This is a genomic window from Stenotrophomonas sp. STEN035 (assembly GCF_056759935.1).
In genome coordinates this window covers 18413-33830 of sequence record NZ_JBRRDY010000044.1, presented here as the reverse complement: position 1 = coordinate 33830, position 15418 = coordinate 18413, and the positions used below count along the sequence as shown (strand labels likewise).

The 15418-nt window shown below is 61.9% G+C and carries 13 protein-coding genes; 6 read left to right on the top strand and 7 right to left on the bottom strand.

Annotated features, from left to right (window positions below; translation table 11 throughout):
- Nucleotides 1-78: 78 nt before the first annotated feature.
- Together zapE and ACVOLL_RS18520 are read right to left on the bottom strand one after the other, a co-directional pair.
- Nucleotides 79-1173: a cell division protein ZapE gene (gene zapE, locus ACVOLL_RS18525; protein WP_481514226.1), complete on the bottom strand. Its 1095-nt coding sequence runs from the start codon at nt 1171-1173 to the stop codon at nt 79-81.
- A gap of 2 nt (nt 1174-1175) precedes the next feature.
- Nucleotides 1176-1847 (bottom strand): alpha/beta hydrolase, encoded by a 672-nt coding sequence (locus tag ACVOLL_RS18520; protein ID WP_296247537.1) that lies wholly within the window; start codon nt 1845-1847, stop codon nt 1176-1178.
- A 62-nt stretch (nt 1848-1909) separates the two neighbouring features.
- On the opposite strand from ACVOLL_RS18520, the gene ACVOLL_RS18515 reads away from it, so the two are divergent.
- Nucleotides 1910-2770, top strand: coding sequence for an EamA family transporter (locus ACVOLL_RS18515; protein WP_481514225.1), 861 nt, complete (start codon nt 1910-1912; stop codon nt 2768-2770).
- A 179-nt stretch (nt 2771-2949) separates the two neighbouring features.
- On the opposite strand, the gene ACVOLL_RS18510 is transcribed toward ACVOLL_RS18515, so the two are convergent.
- The 3 genes from ACVOLL_RS18510 to ACVOLL_RS18500 form a co-directional block, all read right to left on the bottom strand.
- Nucleotides 2950-4683 (bottom strand): ExeM/NucH family extracellular endonuclease, encoded by a 1734-nt coding sequence (locus tag ACVOLL_RS18510; protein ID WP_481514224.1) that lies wholly within the window; start codon nt 4681-4683, stop codon nt 2950-2952.
- A gap of 108 nt (nt 4684-4791) precedes the next feature.
- Entirely contained in the window at nt 4792-5310 is a 519-nt protein-coding gene (locus ACVOLL_RS18505) for a c-type cytochrome (RefSeq protein WP_481514223.1), read from the bottom strand.
- A 136-nt stretch (nt 5311-5446) separates the two neighbouring features.
- Complete coding sequence (locus ACVOLL_RS18500; protein WP_481514222.1) at nt 5447-6064, bottom strand: TetR/AcrR family transcriptional regulator; 618 nt, start codon at nt 6062-6064, stop codon at nt 5447-5449.
- 144 nt (nt 6065-6208) lie between these two features.
- On the opposite strand from ACVOLL_RS18500, the gene ACVOLL_RS18495 reads away from it, so the two are divergent.
- The 3 genes from ACVOLL_RS18495 (at nt 6209) to ACVOLL_RS18485 (ending at nt 11505) form a co-directional block, all read left to right on the top strand.
- The gene (locus tag ACVOLL_RS18495; RefSeq protein ID WP_481514221.1) at nt 6209-7372 is read left to right on the top strand and encodes an isovaleryl-CoA dehydrogenase; all 1164 of its coding nucleotides are present in this window, start codon (nt 6209-6211) and stop codon (nt 7370-7372) included.
- A 164-nt stretch (nt 7373-7536) separates the two neighbouring features.
- Nucleotides 7537-9147, top strand: a complete 1611-nt coding sequence (locus ACVOLL_RS18490) for a carboxyl transferase domain-containing protein (protein ID WP_481514220.1) — start codon at nt 7537-7539, stop codon at nt 9145-9147.
- Between the two features lie 387 nt (nt 9148-9534).
- On the top strand, nt 9535-11505 hold the full coding sequence (locus ACVOLL_RS18485; RefSeq protein WP_481514219.1) for an acetyl/propionyl/methylcrotonyl-CoA carboxylase subunit alpha: 1971 nt from the start codon (nt 9535-9537) through the stop codon (nt 11503-11505).
- A 33-nt stretch (nt 11506-11538) separates the two neighbouring features.
- Here the strand turns inward: ACVOLL_RS18485 and ACVOLL_RS18480 are convergent, their stop codons facing one another.
- Nucleotides 11539-12708, bottom strand: coding sequence for a putative peptide maturation dehydrogenase (locus ACVOLL_RS18480; RefSeq protein WP_481514218.1), 1170 nt, complete (start codon nt 12706-12708; stop codon nt 11539-11541).
- A 347-nt stretch (nt 12709-13055) separates the two neighbouring features.
- Here ACVOLL_RS18480 and ACVOLL_RS18475 point away from each other — a divergent pair, with 347 nt between their 5' ends.
- The gene (locus ACVOLL_RS18475; protein ID WP_481514217.1) at nt 13056-13400 is read left to right on the top strand and encodes an NHLP-related RiPP peptide; all 345 of its coding nucleotides are present in this window, start codon (nt 13056-13058) and stop codon (nt 13398-13400) included.
- A 271-nt stretch (nt 13401-13671) separates the two neighbouring features.
- The gene (locus tag ACVOLL_RS18470) at nt 13672-14022 is read left to right on the top strand and encodes an NHLP-related RiPP peptide (RefSeq protein ID WP_481514216.1); all 351 of its coding nucleotides are present in this window, start codon (nt 13672-13674) and stop codon (nt 14020-14022) included.
- Between the two features lie 170 nt (nt 14023-14192).
- On the opposite strand, the gene ACVOLL_RS18465 is transcribed toward ACVOLL_RS18470, so the two are convergent.
- A complete protein-coding gene (locus tag ACVOLL_RS18465) occupies nt 14193-15374 on the bottom strand; it encodes a putative peptide maturation dehydrogenase (protein ID WP_481514215.1) in 1182 nt (393 codons plus the stop codon).
- Nucleotides 15375-15418: the final 44 nt, after the last annotated feature.

Below are 15418 nucleotides of genomic sequence, written 5' to 3'. Positions count from 1 at the left end.
GTGCCGAGCCACGCTAGGCACTACATTGGCATTGCGGGTAATGCCCCTGCCGAGCATGGCTCGGCACTACCAATGGCATCAATTCCTGTGCGCGGTGCCCAGGTACTCGGCGCTCTGCATCTCGATCAGGCGGCTGGCGGTGCGCTCGAAGGCGCCGGCCAGGCGGGTACCGCTGTACAGCAGCGGCGGCGCGTCATGGGCGGTGCAGACCAGGTTGACCTGGCGGTCATACAACTCATCGATCAGGTTTACGAAGCGGCGCGCGGCATCTTCGTTGAGGCGATCGAAGTGCGGTATGCCACCGAGCAGCACGGTGGTGAACTCGCGTGCGATCTCGATGTAGTCCGACGGCCCACGCGGGCCTTCGCACAAAGCAGCAAAATCAAACCAGGCAATGCTCTTGCCACGCCCACGCACCGGGATCTTGCGGCCTTCGATCTGGATGTTTCCGCCGCGTGCTTCTTCGGCGCCGCTCAGCTCCTTCCAGCGTCCGGCCAACCACGCATCACTCTCGCCATCAAGCGGCGCGCGGTATACCGGCGAGCGGGTCAGCGCGCGCATACGGTAGTCCTCGGTGCCTTCGGCATACAGTTCGACGCAATACTTCTCCAGCAAGGCAATCGCCGGCAGGAAGCTGTCGCGCTGCAGGCCGTTGAGATAGAGGTTCTCCACCGCCGTATTGGAGGTGGTCACCAGGGTCACGCCCTCGGCGAACAACCGCTCCAACAGGCGTCCCAGCAACATCGCATCGCCGATATCGGTGACGAAGAATTCATCCAGCACCAGCACCCGCAGCTTGTCGCGCCATTGCTGGGCGATCTTCGCCAGCGGATCGCTCTGCCCCTGATGCAGGTGCAGCTGCTCGTGGATACCGCGCATGAAGCGGTGGAAGTGGGTGCGGTACTTCTGCTCGATCGGCAGGCCGTCGTAGAACAGGTCGACCAGGAAGGTCTTGCCGCGTCCAACACCACCCCAGAAGTACAGGCCCTTTACCGGCTCGGGCTTCTTCCAGAACGCGGACAAGCGATCAAGCCAGCCGTCCTGCGCACTGTCGACGATGGCCAGGTGGATACGGTCCAGCTCGGCCAGGGCGGCGTGCTGGGCGACATCGTCGCGCCAATCGCCGCGGGCCACGCCGGCGGCGTAGCGTTGTGAGGGTGTCATTGCATCCATGCTCAGTTGCTGCCGTCGGGCAGCCAGCGCCGCACTTCATGCTGGATGGCGCCACGCAGGTCGATCAGCTTGCGATGGAAGAAATGCGAGGTATCCGGCATGCGCACCAGTTGCGGCGGATTCGGCAGCGATTCCAGCCACTGGTACACGCCTTGTGCATCGACCACTTCGTCGGCATCGCCCTGCACTACCAGCCAGTTGGCCGGCGGCTGCACTTCGGAGAAGTCCCAGGTGCGGCGGCCAACCGGTGGTGCGATCGAGATCAAGGCCTGCGGTTGCAGCTGCGCGGCAGCGCGCAGCGACACGTAGGCGCCAAAGCTGAAACCAGCCAGCCACAATGCGGCATCCGGACGCTCACTGCGCACCCAGTTGACCACCGCGCGCAGATCGTCGGCTTCGCCTTCACCATTGTCGTAGGTGCCAACCGAGGCGCCGACGCTGCGGAAGTTGAAACGCACGGTGGTGATGCCCAGGTCGCGCAGCGCGCGCGAGACCATGGTCACCACCTTGTTGTGCATGCTGCCGCCCTCGATGGACAGCGGATGGCAGATGACGGCGATGATCGGACGCGCGGCGGACTCGCCATCGGGCAGGTCGACGCCGACTTCCAGCGGACCGGCCGGGCCGTCCAACATCAGCGTCGCCGATTCGTGGGGGAATGGGAGAGTTTGCATGCGGCCATAATAGCGGCCCCGTCCGGCGGCTTCACGCCGGCCCTTCACAACTGCCCAAATCCATGCATTTCCTTGTCCTAAGTGTGATCTGCAGTGTTCTGGTATCGGTGCTGCTGAAACTGGCGCCACGCCAAGGCATCGATATTCCCCAGGCGGTGACCTGGAACTACTTGGCCGCCACGGTGCTGTCACTGCTGTTGTTCAAGCCTTCGCTGCAATCGCTGCAGAGCACGCATACGCCGTGGTTGGCCCTGTTCGCCCTGCCCGTGGCCCTGCCCGGCATTTTCCTGGTGCTGGCGCGCGCGGTGCGCGAGGCCGGCATCGTGCGCAGCGACGTGGCCCAACGCCTGTCCTTGCTGTTGTCGCTGGCTGCCGCCTTCCTGCTGTTCGGCGAACAAGCCAATGGTTGGAAGCTGGCCGGCCTCGGGCTGGGCCTGCTAGCCATTGTTGGCGTGAGCGTGCGTAGTGGAGACAGCCAGCCCGCTGCGGGACAAGGTTGGGGCTGGCTGCTAGGGGTGTGGGCGGGCTTTGCCCTGATCGACATCCTGCTCAAGCAGGTGGCTGCAGCCGGGACGTCTTCCCTCACGGCGCTGCTGGTCAGCTTCAACATCGCCTTCATACTGATGATGGTCTGGCAGCTGCATCGGCATTTAACCGGCAAGAGCCGGATGAGGCTGGGCAATCTTGGCTTTGGCCTGCTGCTCGGGTTGCTCAACTTCGGCAACATCTTGTTTTACGTGCGTGCGCACCAGGCGTTGCCGCATAGCCCGGCGACGATTTTCGCAGGCATGAATATTGGTGTGGTGTGCCTGGGCGCGCTGGTCGGCGTGCTGATGTTTGGCGAGAAGACCAGCGTGTGGAATCGCGCTGGCCTGGCGCTGGCGGTGGTCGCGATTGCCTTGATTGCGCGCGGGACGTTTTGAAGGCTCTGCTGGTTTGGAGCAACAGCAAAGGCACCCCTCCCCGACCCTCCCCTTGCCTGCGGCAAAGGGAGGGAGACAATCCGCCCCCTCCCTTTCGCGTAGCGAAGGGGAGGGTTGGGGAGGGGTGCTCTTAAGCTTCTAGCTTCTAGCTTCTAGCTTCTAGCTTCTAGCTCTCAGCCTTACGGCTCAAACCCCAGCAACAACGGATCATGGTCCGAGCTGCGCCACGGCCCCGGCACATTGCGGCCCTGGTAACCAACCTCGTCCGCCTCATCGGCATTGATATGCCACTCCGCCGCTCCCTTCAGCCGTGCGGCCATGCCCGGGCTGAGCAAGGCGTGATCCAGACGACCGGTCATGCCGTTGTAGACGTAGCTATAAGGCTGCTGCACGCCAGCAACCTTGAACGCATCCTGCCAACCATCGGCATTCAAGGTACGGATCGGGTCTTCCATCGCATAGGCGTTGAAGTCGCCCAGCAGCACCGCATCACGGCTGCCGGTGCCGGTCGGATCTTGCTGCAGCCAGCTGTGCAGTAGCTTGGCTGATTCCACCCGCGTCGCATTCCAGCAGCCTTGGCCGTCGTTGCGATCGGCGTTCTCTCCGCTCGCTTCCGAGCAACCCTTGGACTTGAAGTGGTTCGCCACCACCACGAACGGGGTGCCCTTGCGGCCCATGCGGAAGGCCTGCGCCAGCGGCACGCGGCTGCGTTCGCCAAACGGCTCGCGCTCCAGCACCGCCGGCTTGCCGACCGGGCTCACCTTTGAAGCGCGGTAGATGATGCCGACCCGGATCGGGTTGTCGCCCGGGCCCTTGCCGGCATCGACGAAGCGCCAGTCACCATCCTTGCCCTGCGCGGCATTGAGTGCGCGCACCAGCTGATCGATCGCTGAGCCCGGGCCGTAGCCGTCGTTCTCCAGTTCCATCAGCGCAGCAACGTCGGCATTGAGGCTGGTGATGGTGGTGATCAACTTGGCCTGCTGTGCGGCCTGCTGCTCGGCGGTCTTGGCGCCACGCAGGGTTGGATAGCCACCGCCCTTGCCGTCGCCGTTGAAGTAATTTTCCAGATTGAAGGCGGCGATACGCAGGCCGCCGGCCACGGTTGGCGCCTGCTGCGGGCGCTCGGCATCCACGACTACCGGTGCGGTCAGCTGCAGCCGATAGCCGCCATCGAAACGCTGGTCGACGATGCCCTGCACGTCGCGCAGCTGCGCGCCGCTGCGCAGCAGCTGGTCCGGTGCCAGGTACGGCACCGCGCCCGGATTGCGCTTGCCGCTGGCATCGTCCAGACGCAGGCGACGGCGGTTGTTGTCGGCGATCACCGCGGCTTGTTCGGGGCTGCCGGCGGCGGCCACTTCACTGGGCTGCCACAGGCGGCCACCGAAGGCTGCAGTCAGTTCGCCGTAGCGCGACAGCTGGTCCTGGCCGGCCACGGTCAGGCCGGTCGGAATGCGCACCTGCATGCCTTCCAATGCCTCCCAGTTGGCTGGGACATCGGTCAACACCAGCGCTGCCGGCAGCGGTCGCGAGGCGGCCGGGCTGACGGTCTGCGCCTGCAGCGTGGTCAGGCCCTGTTCGCTCTTGCCGGCAGCCTGCTCCTCGACGGTGCCGGTGATGCGCAGCCACTGGCCGACCTGCACCGCCTGCTCCTTGGGCAGGCGCACGAACAAGGCATCGGAAGTGGCGGCATCACCATCACCTGCGTCCTGCACGAAGATGCCGCCCAGGCCATCGCGCATATCGGCGGTCACCGCGCCCTCGATGGTGACGGTCTTGCCCGCATACGGGCTGTGGTCGGTCGTGCCCTGCACGCTGCCGATCGGCAGTACGACGGGCTTGGACGGGGCAGCCAGCGCCGCGCCGGAACAGGCGGCAGCCAAGGCCAGGGCAAGCAAGCTAGGGGTACAACGCATGGACGCACTCCGGGGAAGACGGAAACACAAAGCGCCGCCCTGGTGGGGCGGCGCCGGCTATTCTGCAGCAATCGGGTCTATTGCCAGCTGCGTGAGTCTGGCGGTTTTCTATTTCAGATTGGCAAGCATCCAGTCCACGGTGGCGTGGATCTGCTCCTCGCTGAGGCCGGCATTGCCACCCTTGGGCGGCATGATGCCGCCGTCCGGGCCGGTATAGCCCTCGATGGCGTGCTTGTAGAGGGTGTCCTTGCCTTGCGCCAGACGCTTGTCCCAGTGACTGTGGTCAAGGGTTGGCGCGTTGCCCACGCCGGTGGTGTGGCAGGCGGTGCAGAGGCTGTCGAAGATGGTTTTGCCGTCCAGGGTGCCACCGTAGGCACCGCTGGCGGCTGCAGCCGCGGCTGCTGCAGCGGAGGCGGCAGCCTGCGCCGACGCACCGGTGGCACCGGCGTACACCGCACCGATGGGTGCAATGCGTTCCTCGATGCGCTTGGTCGCGGTCGGCGAGACTTCTTTTGGAATGACGTGCTGCAGGTAGGACGCGAAGATGATCAAGCCAATCGTGATGACGGCCAGGATGGCGATCACGATGGAAAAGCGTTTCAGGAACTCAAGGTCGTAATTCCGCACGTCTCATCACCCCGGGCGAGTTGTCGGTGGACCAGCAGCTGCTGGGCGAGTATAGACCAGCGTCCGCCTGCTCCCGCAATGCCCATGAACACGCGCAAAAGTGCGGCATTGCAGCATCCCAAGGTGGTTACAGCACTCAGTGCGGCAGCGGCGCACCGGCTGCGCGCAGGCATAGCGCACCGATCGCGGCAACCAGATGTTCGCCATCGCGCAGGCCATCGCGGCTGGGCGCGGTCGGCCCGACCAAGGCTTCGGTGAAGGCACCGACGATGCAGGCCGCGCTGATGTCCAGATCCTGGGCTGGCAGTTCGCCAGCGCGCACACCATCTTCAAGGATGCGCTTGAACACATCACCGAATAGACGCCGGCAGCGGATGCGCTCGGCCTCCACTTCCGGGTCCACCGGCTCGGCAATGAAGGCATAGGCCAGGCCGGGACCGGCCATGGCGCGGCGCACGAACGAGGCCACCGCCCGCTGCAGCCGCTGCGGCGCCGGCAAGGGCTCATCGGCAATGGCGGCGAGGATATCCAGCTCGTGCTCCACGGCGAAGGTCAGCACCTCCACGAACAGCTCGGCCTTGGATGGGAAATGCCTGTATATCAGCCCGGTCGACACCCCTGCCTCGGCCGCCACCGCAGTGATCGGCGCGTTGCGGTAGCCGCCTGCGGCGACCAGCCGGCGGGCCGCGACCAGGATCCGCTCGCGGTTGCCCGCCAGCCGTTTTTCCATCAATTCCGAGCGCTTGTAAGCCATTTGTTGATTCTATGTTCAATTTTTGAATTTGTATTCACTTTTTACCCAGGAGCCGCTAGGCTGCGCGCAAACGCCCGTGCCGACGGCCTGCCCGTCCTCCCAACCCGGTGCGCCCCTTATCGCCACGCAGTACCGGAGCCAGCCATGCACGTCCCCACCCTGAATTTTGATCTGGGCGAAGAAATCGACATGCTGCGCGAAAGCGTGGCGCAGTTTGCCGCCGCCCACATCGCGCCGCTGGCCGCCGAAGCCGACGCCAGCAACCACTTCCCCAACCAGCTCTGGCGCCAGCTTGGCGAACAGGGCCTGCTGGGCATGACGGTGGAAGAAGAATACGGCGGCAGCGGCATGGGCTACCTCGCGCATGTGGTGGCGATGGAAGAAATCTCGCGCGCCTCCGGCGGCATCGGCCTGTCCTATGGCGCGCATTCCAACCTGTGCCTCAACCAGCTGCGCAAGAACGCCAGCGAAGCGCAGAAGCACAAGTACCTGCCCAAACTGTGCAGCGGCGAACACGTCGGTGCTCTGGCGATGAGCGAGCCGGGTGCTGGTTCGGACGTGGTGTCGATGAAACTGCGCGCCGATCTGCGCGGTGACCACTACGTACTCGACGGCAACAAGATGTGGATCACCAATGGTCCCGATGCCGATGTGCTGATCGTCTACGCCAAGACCGATGCAAACGCCGGCTCGCGCGGCATCACCGCCTTCATCATCGAAAAGGGCATGAAGGGCTTCTCCACCGCGCAGAAGCTGGACAAGCTGGGCATGCGTTCGTCCAACACCTGCGAGCTGGTGTTCCAGGACTGCGAAGTGCCGGTTGAGAACGTGCTCGGCGCGGTCGGCGGCGGCGTCAAAGTGTTGATGTCCGGCCTGGACTACGAGCGCGTGGTGTTGTCCGGCGGCCCGCTGGGTTTGATGTCGGCGGCGCTGGATGTGGTGCTGCCCTACGTGCATGAGCGCAAGCAGTTCGGCGAAGCGATCGGCACCTTCCAGCTGATCCAGGCCAAGCTGGCCGATATGTATGTTGGTCTCAATGCCTGCCGCGCCTATGTATATGCAGTGGCCAAGGCCTGCGACCAAGGCCGCACCACCCGCCAGGATGCGGCCGGCGCGATCCTGTATTCGGCAGAGAAGGCGACCTGGGCGGCGGGTGAGGCGATCCAGATCCTCGGCGGCAACGGCTATATCAACGAGTACCCGGCCGGGCGCTTGTGGCGTGATGCCAAGTTGTATGAGATTGGTGCGGGCACTTCCGAGATCCGCCGCATGTTGATTGGGCGGGAGTTGTTCCAGAAGACCGCATGAATCCGCTTAAGCCCCTCTCCCTCCGGGAGAGGGGTTGGGGTGAGGGTCGGCGGCGAAGCCACTGCAGGAACAGATAGTTGCAGGCTGCGTGCCTACCCTCATCCGCCCCTTCGGGGCACCTTCTCCCGAAGGGAGAAGGAAGATAAAAACCCAGGACATCGGCCATGACCGTACTCACCTCCCAGCTGCAACCCGGCAGTGACAGCTTCGAAGCCAACCGCGCCGCAATGCAGGCACAGGTCGATGATCTGCGCGCAACGCTCAGAGCTACTGCGCGCGGCGGCAGCGATGCAGCCCGAGCCAAGCACAGTGCACGCGGCAAGCTGCTGGTGCGCGAACGCATCGATGCCCTGCTCGATCCTGGAAGTCCGTTCCTGGAAGTCGCGCCGCTGGCTGCACACGGCATGTATGCCGATCCGGTACCCGGCGCCGGCATGGTCGCCGGCATCGGCCGCGTGTCCGGGGTGGAATGCCTGATCGTCGCCAACGATGCCACGGTCAAGGGCGGCACCTATTACCCGGTCACGGTGAAGAAGCACCTGCGTGCGCAGGAAATCGCCCAGCAGAACCGTCTTCCCTGCATCTATCTGGTCGACTCCGGTGGCGCCTTCCTGCCGCTGCAGGATGAAGTCTTCCCCGACCGCGATCATTTCGGCCGCATCTTCTACAACCAGGCCAATCTGTCGGCACAGGGCATTCCACAGATCGCCTGCGTGATGGGCAGCTGCACCGCCGGCGGCGCCTATGTGCCGGCGATGAGCGATGAAACCGTCATCGTCAAGGAACAGGGCACCATCTTCCTCGGCGGCCCGCCGCTGGTGAAGGCGGCAACCGGCGAAGTGGTCAGTGCCGAAGAACTCGGCGGTGCCGACGTGCATACGCGCATCTCCGGTGTTGCCGACCACATGGCCGACAACGACCTGCAGGCGCTGGCACGGGTGCGTTCCATCATCGCCAACTTGAACTGGCGCAAGCCCGATGCAGGCGTTGCGCTGCAGGCCAGCGAGGCACCGCTGCTTGATCCGCAAGAGCTTTATGGCGTGATTCCAGCCGATACACGCAAGCCCTACGACGTGCGCGAGGTGATCGCGCGCATCGTCGATGGCTCGCGTTTCGATGAGTTCAAGCCACGCTACGGCAACACGCTGGTCACCGGTTTCGCGCATGTGCATGGCCATCCGGTCGGCATCATCGCCAACAACGGCATCCTGTTCTCGGAGTCCGCGCTGAAGGGTGCGCACTTCATCGAGCTGTGTTGCCAGCGCAATATCCCGTTGCTGTTCCTGCAGAACATCACCGGCTTCATGGTCGGCCGCAAGTACGAGCACGGTGGTATTGCCAAGGACGGTGCGAAGCTCGTCATGGCGGTGGCCAATGCACGTGTGCCGAAGTACACGGTGGTGATCGGTGGTTCGTTCGGTGCCGGCAACTACGGCATGTGCGGGCGGGCCTACTCGCCGCACTTCCTGTGGATGTGGCCGAATGCGCGCATCGGGGTGATGGGTGGTGAGCAGGCGGCGAGCGTGTTGGCCACGGTCAAGCGTGATGGTATCGAGGCCAAGGGTGGTGCCTGGTCGGCCGAAGAGGAAGATTCGTTCAAGCAGCCGATCCGTGATCAGTTCGAGTTGCAGGGTCATCCGTATTACGCGAGTGCGCGTTTGTGGGATGACGGGGTGATTGATCCAGCGGATACGCGCCGGGTGCTTGGGCTGGCCTTGGCTGCCAGTCTCAATGCGCCTGTGCAGGACACACGGTTTGGTGTGTTCCGGATGTGATGGCGTGAACATCGCTCTGACAGCAGCAGCAAAGGCTTTCACTCCCCTACGGGGAGCGAGTTACTTTTCTTTGCTTGTGCAAAGAAAAGCTAACCAAAAGAAGCGCCTGTTCAACAGCCGAATGGCTGGTCAAGCACACCCTGCCTCCGCGCCCAGCACGCTGCGCGTGCCGGGTCCACTCCACCGGTGGGATTTTTCGACACGACATCCCTGTCGTGGCGAAAAACGACGTGCATCCATGCACGCCGCCCTTCGGGTGTTTCCCACCGCCTCCGTCGCTGCGGAAGGGGCCCGGTAGAGCAAGAGCAAGAGCAAGTTCAAGAACAACAGCAACGGCGAAAGCCTTTGGCTCCTCCCCTGCCCGCGCGGCACATCGTGGATAAGACAATGTTCAACAAGATCCTGATCGCCAATCGTGGTGAAATCGCCTGCCGCGTTATTGCTACCTGCCGTCGTCTTGGCATCGCTACCGTCGCGGTGTATTCGGATGCCGATCGCAATGCGCGGCATGTGCGGCTAGCTGACGAGGCCATCCATATTGGTGCTGCGCCGGCTCCCGAGAGCTATCTGCGCGCTGAGGCCATTCTCGATGCGGCGCGGCGTAGTGGTGCGCAGGCCATCCATCCGGGTTATGGCTTTCTTTCCGAGAACGCTGGCTTCGCGCGTGCCTGTGATGCTGCTGGCATCGTCTTCATTGGGCCGCCGGCTAGTGCCATCGATGCGATGGGTGACAAGAGTTCGGCCAAGGCGCTGATGCAGACTGCCAACGTGCCGCTGACGCCGGGTTATCACGGTGAGCGGCAGGAGGCGGAATTCCTGCGTGCGCAGGCCGATGCGATTGGTTATCCGGTGCTGATCAAGGCCAGTGCGGGTGGTGGTGGCAAGGGCATGCGCAAGGTTGAGGCCAGCGCCGACTTCGTTGCTGCACTGGCCAGCTGCCAACGCGAGGCGCAGGCTTCGTTCGGTAACGTCCATGTGCTGGTGGAGAAGTACGTCGAGCGTCCGCGCCATATCGAGATCCAGGTGTTCGGCGACAGCCATGGCAACGCGGTCTATCTGTTCGAGCGCGACTGCTCGGTACAGCGCCGCCACCAGAAGGTGTTGGAGGAAGCACCTGCGCCCGGCATGACCGCCGAGCGTCGCGCAGCGATGGGCAAGGCGGCCACCGATGCTGCGCGTGCGGTGGGCTATGTCGGTGCTGGCACGGTGGAGTTCATTGCCGGCCCGGATGGCGATTTCTATTTCATGGAAATGAACACCCGTCTGCAGGTCGAGCATCCGGTCACCGAGCTGATCACCGGCACCGATCTGGTCGAATGGCAGCTGCGCGTGGCCGCAGGTCAGCCGCTGCCGAAGACGCAGGAACAACTGCAGATCCACGGCCACGCCATCGAGGCACGGCTCTACGCCGAAGACGCCGACCGTGGCTTCCTGCCTTCCACCGGCACGCTGCGCCATCTGCGCCTGCCGCAACCCAGCGCCAATGTGCGCGTGGACGCCGGTGTCGAGCAGGGCGATGCAATCACCCCGTACTACGATCCGATGATCGCCAAACTGATCGTCTGGGACGTGGACCGTGCCAGCTCCTTGCAACGCATGCAGCAGGCCCTGGCGCAGTGCCAGGTCGTCGGTGTGACCACCAATGCCGCCTTCCTGCGCCGACTGGTGCTCACCGACTCGTTCCGCACTGCCAATCTCGACACCGCGCTGATCGAGCGTGAGCGTGAAGCGCTGGATATCCATCACCTTGCTGCCAGTGACGATGACTGGGCACTGGCCGCCGTGCTTGCCGTAGCCAACGGAGCTGCGCACAGCAGCGACGCATCACCGTGGGCAATCGCCGACAGCTGGCGCCTTACGGGCCCCGCAGCACGCTTGGTTACGCTGGAGCACCTGGAGCAGCGCAAGCAGCTGCAGGTGCGCGACAGCGCCAACGGCTGGCAGGTGCAGGTCGGCGACGCATCAATCAGCGTGACCGGAAAAACCGACAGCACTGGCTACGCGCTGCAGCTGGGTGAACGCCTGCAGCGCGGCCAGGCAATCCGCGAAGGCAACATGCTGTACGTCTTCGGCAACGAACAGCAGCAACGCTTCAACATCCACGACCCGGTCGCCGAAGCCGACAACAGCGCCGACCACGGCGGCAGCCTGCTGGCACCTATGCCAGGCCGCGTCGTCACCTTGCTTGTGCAACCCGGCACCACTGTCAGCCGCGGAACGCCGCTACTGGTGATGGAGGCGATGAAGATGGAACACACCCTGCAGGCGCCGGCCGATGGCATCGTGCATGGCTTCCGCGCCAAGGCCGGTGATCAAGTGGCCGATGGCGCGGTGCTGGTGGATTTCGAGGCGGGCTGATTGCCCGCCACCGCCGCGCAAAGGTACTGGCGATCAACCAGTAGACACCCGCTGCCAGATCCGGCCTGCAGGGTCCAACTCTTCCTCGCGCATGACCTCGGAACGCCAGCCGAACCCACAAACGGCTATCGCCCCATCAACCATCGGATCCAAGAGCAACAATCGTTCCAACTCCTTCTCATTGATGGCGGCAGTAACGAATGCTCCTAGACCCCGTTTCGTGGCGGCAACGTACAGAGCCTGAGACACGTGACCAGCGTCGAGGGTCACGGCTCGGTAAGCCTTGGTGTGACGCCTGTATTTCCAGAAGCTGCGCTGGAATCGACAGACGAGGGCAATGATCACCTGGGCACCTGCGAACCAATGCTGGCCGGCCAACAGCTGGAGCGAAAACTCATCAAGGCTGCCGGGTTGATCTGCAACCCGAGCCAGCTCATGCGCGACAGAATGATAGTGATACACGCCCGGTGGCAGACCTTCTACGTTCTGAGCAACGATGTAAGCCTCCAGCGGGTGCAAGCCACCACCTGAAGGTACATTTTTCTTGAGGAATCTGACACCAGGCTCACTCTCGACCGTTGCTTGCGCCATCAAGACGTCCTGCAATATTGCCGCCATGTCAGAAAACGCAACCGACTTCCTCGGATCATAATTTCTGCATGTCACGCGACGTGCAAGAGAATCATCATCCGCACCCTCACTTGAACGCGGCAACGCAATTGAATCGGCATGGCGTGGAGGAGCCTCGGGCGGAGGGCGACCAAAACGGGAAACCAGCGCTTGTGCAGTCGTCATTCCTCTCTGCTCCATTTCGCCAACACTGTCGACTGAATCCCAGCGCGAGTGCCGGTGGTAAATCGCAGAAAGCGGCCACCAGTTTCCAGATCTAACCTGCTGGTCAGCTTGCGCTTGCGATGAGGCTACGTCGCCCTCCAGCAATAGCAGACCATGATTCACCAAGACCATCGCGCGAGCGCGCATCTCACTTTCCTTGGGCATGGGCTGCCATTGTTCCGCGCTGCTGCTAAGCAACAGCACGCACGTATCGATATCCAAGGTACAAACGGCATCATTGTGCGCCGAATAAACGCGAATTCGCTGCACGTTCTGCAGCCCGATCTCACCAGAGAGCAACGCCTGCATGGACACCACCGATTGATCCTCTGGACAGACAAATACTGCGTGGCATCGCCGGTACCTCATCTGGTTCCGCACCTAATTCAAAGTGCTCACAACCTACCAGACACCAACAAGAATTGATCCTGTTCGGCACCATGCATCCGCAAACGTATGGACTCCGCCACTTCGGCCAAAAGGCTTCTTTGCCATGCTCGTAAGAGACGCTCAACTGAGTCCTTCACGTGGCACGCTGCGCTATCAACGCCCCGGATCCATAGCCAAGTGAAATAATCGTATATAAAGGACACCTGCCTCAGGCTGAGACGATCTTGAGTCTGCAGTGTCCAGGAGGTAACGCTAGCTGTAACAGAGACAAGCAAGTCGCCACAGCGCCTTCATGACCACCATTACTTCCATTCAAGGAATGATCGATGAGCACTGAAAAGAGCCCTCTCTCCACCGACGACGCGGTAAAGCTATTGGATTTGCTTTGCACCGATGATGTCTTTCGCCAAGAGTTTTCTTCCAACCCTGCAACGGCCATGCAACGGATCAGCCCGGAGGCGGCCTACTCGTGCAGAGCTTGCGCATTCATTGGCACTTTGGCCAGCAAGAGTGATTTTGAACGCCTACGGAACTCGCTTCTGGATCAGCTCGAAACCGCACCAGCTTTTCGCAATCCGCATTCCTTCGCTCTTGGAACAGGCGAAGAACTGATGCTACTCAGAAGCAGCCCCGCGCTCAGAACTACGCGAAGCGCGAATAATTCCCTCTGATATCCGCCTATGCAGTACGCCATTTGGCGCCAAGCCGCGTGACAGTACAGCTTCAGCGATGGATTTTCTCAGAGAGCATTGCGGAAGTGACACTTCTGTACGACTAGTGAAGCCATCGTCCACTCCACCTGAGAGCCACTTTGTTTGCAGCGAAATAATCCCTGGGAGAACAAGGCACCGGCTGCCTTGACATCAACCGCGCCGTTACAAGCACGACATCCCGCAAATCGATCACACCCGGAAACCGGCCACTACTCGAGGAACCGCCCAGATGTTGAACATCAAGAAGCCCCTGTCAACCAAGGACTCGCTGAAGCTGCTGGACCTACTTTGCAATGACGATGATTTCCGCACCGCGTTCGCTGCATCCCCAGCCGTAGCGATGCAAACAATCAGTGCTGAGGCTGCAGAATCGTGCAGTACTTGTGCGCTTCTATTGCCATTGGCCAGCAAACGGGAGTTTCGAAAATCGTCACAGGCGTTGCTTTCTCATCTGCAAGAACATGCAGCTTTCTACATCCCTCATTGCTTTGTCGCCAATGAAATCGCCCCTGCGCTGCGTCTCCACACGGCTCAGAGCTCACCGGATGGATTGAGCCAAGGTTGGTGCACACCTGCTTAAGCACGATTGTTGCGCATCAGCGGTCCCTGGACCTTGGAAGCAGGGGGACGTAGAGCTTCCCCTGCTTCCATGTGAGGTACAACTACCTTTCACTTGAAGCGCAAGAATCCATGAGCAGCATGCTTTTGTTTCCAGCTCGGCGGAGCGTATTGGCTGTATAGAGCGAACAGCTAAGCCGATGGAACCACTCCCTTCCACACCCATCCAGCTGGATCCAACTCCGCAACACTCATCTCAGTTGAACGCCAGCCAAAACCGCAAACCGCCAACGCCCCTTCAACCATCGGATCCAGGCCCAACAGTCCATCGATCTCCACTTCATTGATAGCCGAAGTTACGAAGGCACCGAGACCATTGAAGGTTGCCATCGTGTAGAAAGCCTGCGAAACATGCCCAGCATCCAGCGTTACTGCCCGATATGCTTTGGCGTGATTCCTGTACTTCCAGAAACTGCGACCAAAACGGCATGCAAGCACTATCACCACATGCGCGGATGCAAACCAGGACTGCCCTGCCAACAACCGCTCGCAGAACGCATCCAGGTCCATTGGTTGTTTGGACACAGGCGCCATCTCATGGGCGACAGAATGGTAGTGATAGAGCCCCCGTGGTAGACCGTCGACGTTTCGGGCGACGACGTAAGCTTCCAGCGGATGCAGGCCACCCGCCGAGGGAACATTCTTCTTCAAGAACCTGACACCCGGCTCGGTCTCAACGCATGCCTGGGCCTTCAGCACGTGCTGGAGCATCTGTGCCAGCAGCTCCAAGGACAACGATCTGCTTTGATCGAAATTTCGGCACGTTGCTCTGCGCGCCAACAGCTCTTCCATGGGACCGCTTTCGACTTCTGGCAGTGGCGTCGCCCCAGCTTGCCTAGCCGGTGCTTCTTCCGGTGGCCCCCCGAGCTTCCTCACCAGATCAGCAGCCGTCAGCATCTGCTTGCTCTCCATATCCGAAACGCTATCCACACCGCTCCAACGTGAATGCCGGTAATGGATGGCGGAAAGTGGCCACCAATGCCCCTCCCTGAGCCGCTGGTCAGCGTCTCGCGGCAAGGATGGCTCACCGTTATCGACCAGCAACAAACCCTTCTGCACCAGCTCCATTACCAGCGCCATCGATGCTTCGTCATCGGGCATGGGCTTCCATTGTTCGGCACTGCATGCAATCAGAAAAGTGCAGGCAGCACTTTCGATAGTACAGGCCTCATCCAAGTGCGCCGCCCGGACAACCAGGCTGTTCTCAACACGAATTCCAGTGCCGCCAGCAAGCAAGCTTTCAAAAGAGAAAGATACATCTTCTTCCGGGAAGACGGCCATGGCATGACAGCGGCGGAACTTTGTTTCTTTCATTTGCAAACCTTCAATTTAGCGAACTCGCCCAGCAAGATCAGCGT

Bases quoted from the DNA above. Each gene is read 5' to 3' on its own strand.
- zapE (WP_481514226.1), bottom strand. From the start codon at position 1,173: ATGGATGCAATGACACCCTCACAACGCTACGCCGCCGGCGTGGCCCGC.
- ACVOLL_RS18520 (WP_296247537.1), bottom strand. From the start codon at position 1,847: ATGCAAACTCTCCCATTCCCCCACGAATCGGCGACGCTGATGTTGGAC.
- ACVOLL_RS18515 (WP_481514225.1), top strand. From the start codon at position 1,910: ATGCATTTCCTTGTCCTAAGTGTGATCTGCAGTGTTCTGGTATCGGTG.
- ACVOLL_RS18510 (WP_481514224.1), bottom strand. From the start codon at position 4,683: ATGCGTTGTACCCCTAGCTTGCTTGCCCTGGCCTTGGCTGCCGCCTGT.
- ACVOLL_RS18500 (WP_481514222.1), bottom strand. From the start codon at position 6,064: ATGGCTTACAAGCGCTCGGAATTGATGGAAAAACGGCTGGCGGGCAAC.
- ACVOLL_RS18495 (WP_481514221.1), top strand. From the start codon at position 6,209: ATGCACGTCCCCACCCTGAATTTTGATCTGGGCGAAGAAATCGACATG.
- ACVOLL_RS18490 (WP_481514220.1), top strand. From the start codon at position 7,537: ATGACCGTACTCACCTCCCAGCTGCAACCCGGCAGTGACAGCTTCGAA.
- ACVOLL_RS18485 (WP_481514219.1), top strand. From the start codon at position 9,535: ATGTTCAACAAGATCCTGATCGCCAATCGTGGTGAAATCGCCTGCCGC.
- ACVOLL_RS18480 (WP_481514218.1), bottom strand. From the start codon at position 12,708: ATGAGGTACCGGCGATGCCACGCAGTATTTGTCTGTCCAGAGGATCAA.
- ACVOLL_RS18475 (WP_481514217.1), top strand. From the start codon at position 13,056: ATGAGCACTGAAAAGAGCCCTCTCTCCACCGACGACGCGGTAAAGCTA.
- ACVOLL_RS18470 (WP_481514216.1), top strand. From the start codon at position 13,672: ATGTTGAACATCAAGAAGCCCCTGTCAACCAAGGACTCGCTGAAGCTG.
- ACVOLL_RS18465 (WP_481514215.1), bottom strand. From the start codon at position 15,374: ATGAAAGAAACAAAGTTCCGCCGCTGTCATGCCATGGCCGTCTTCCCG.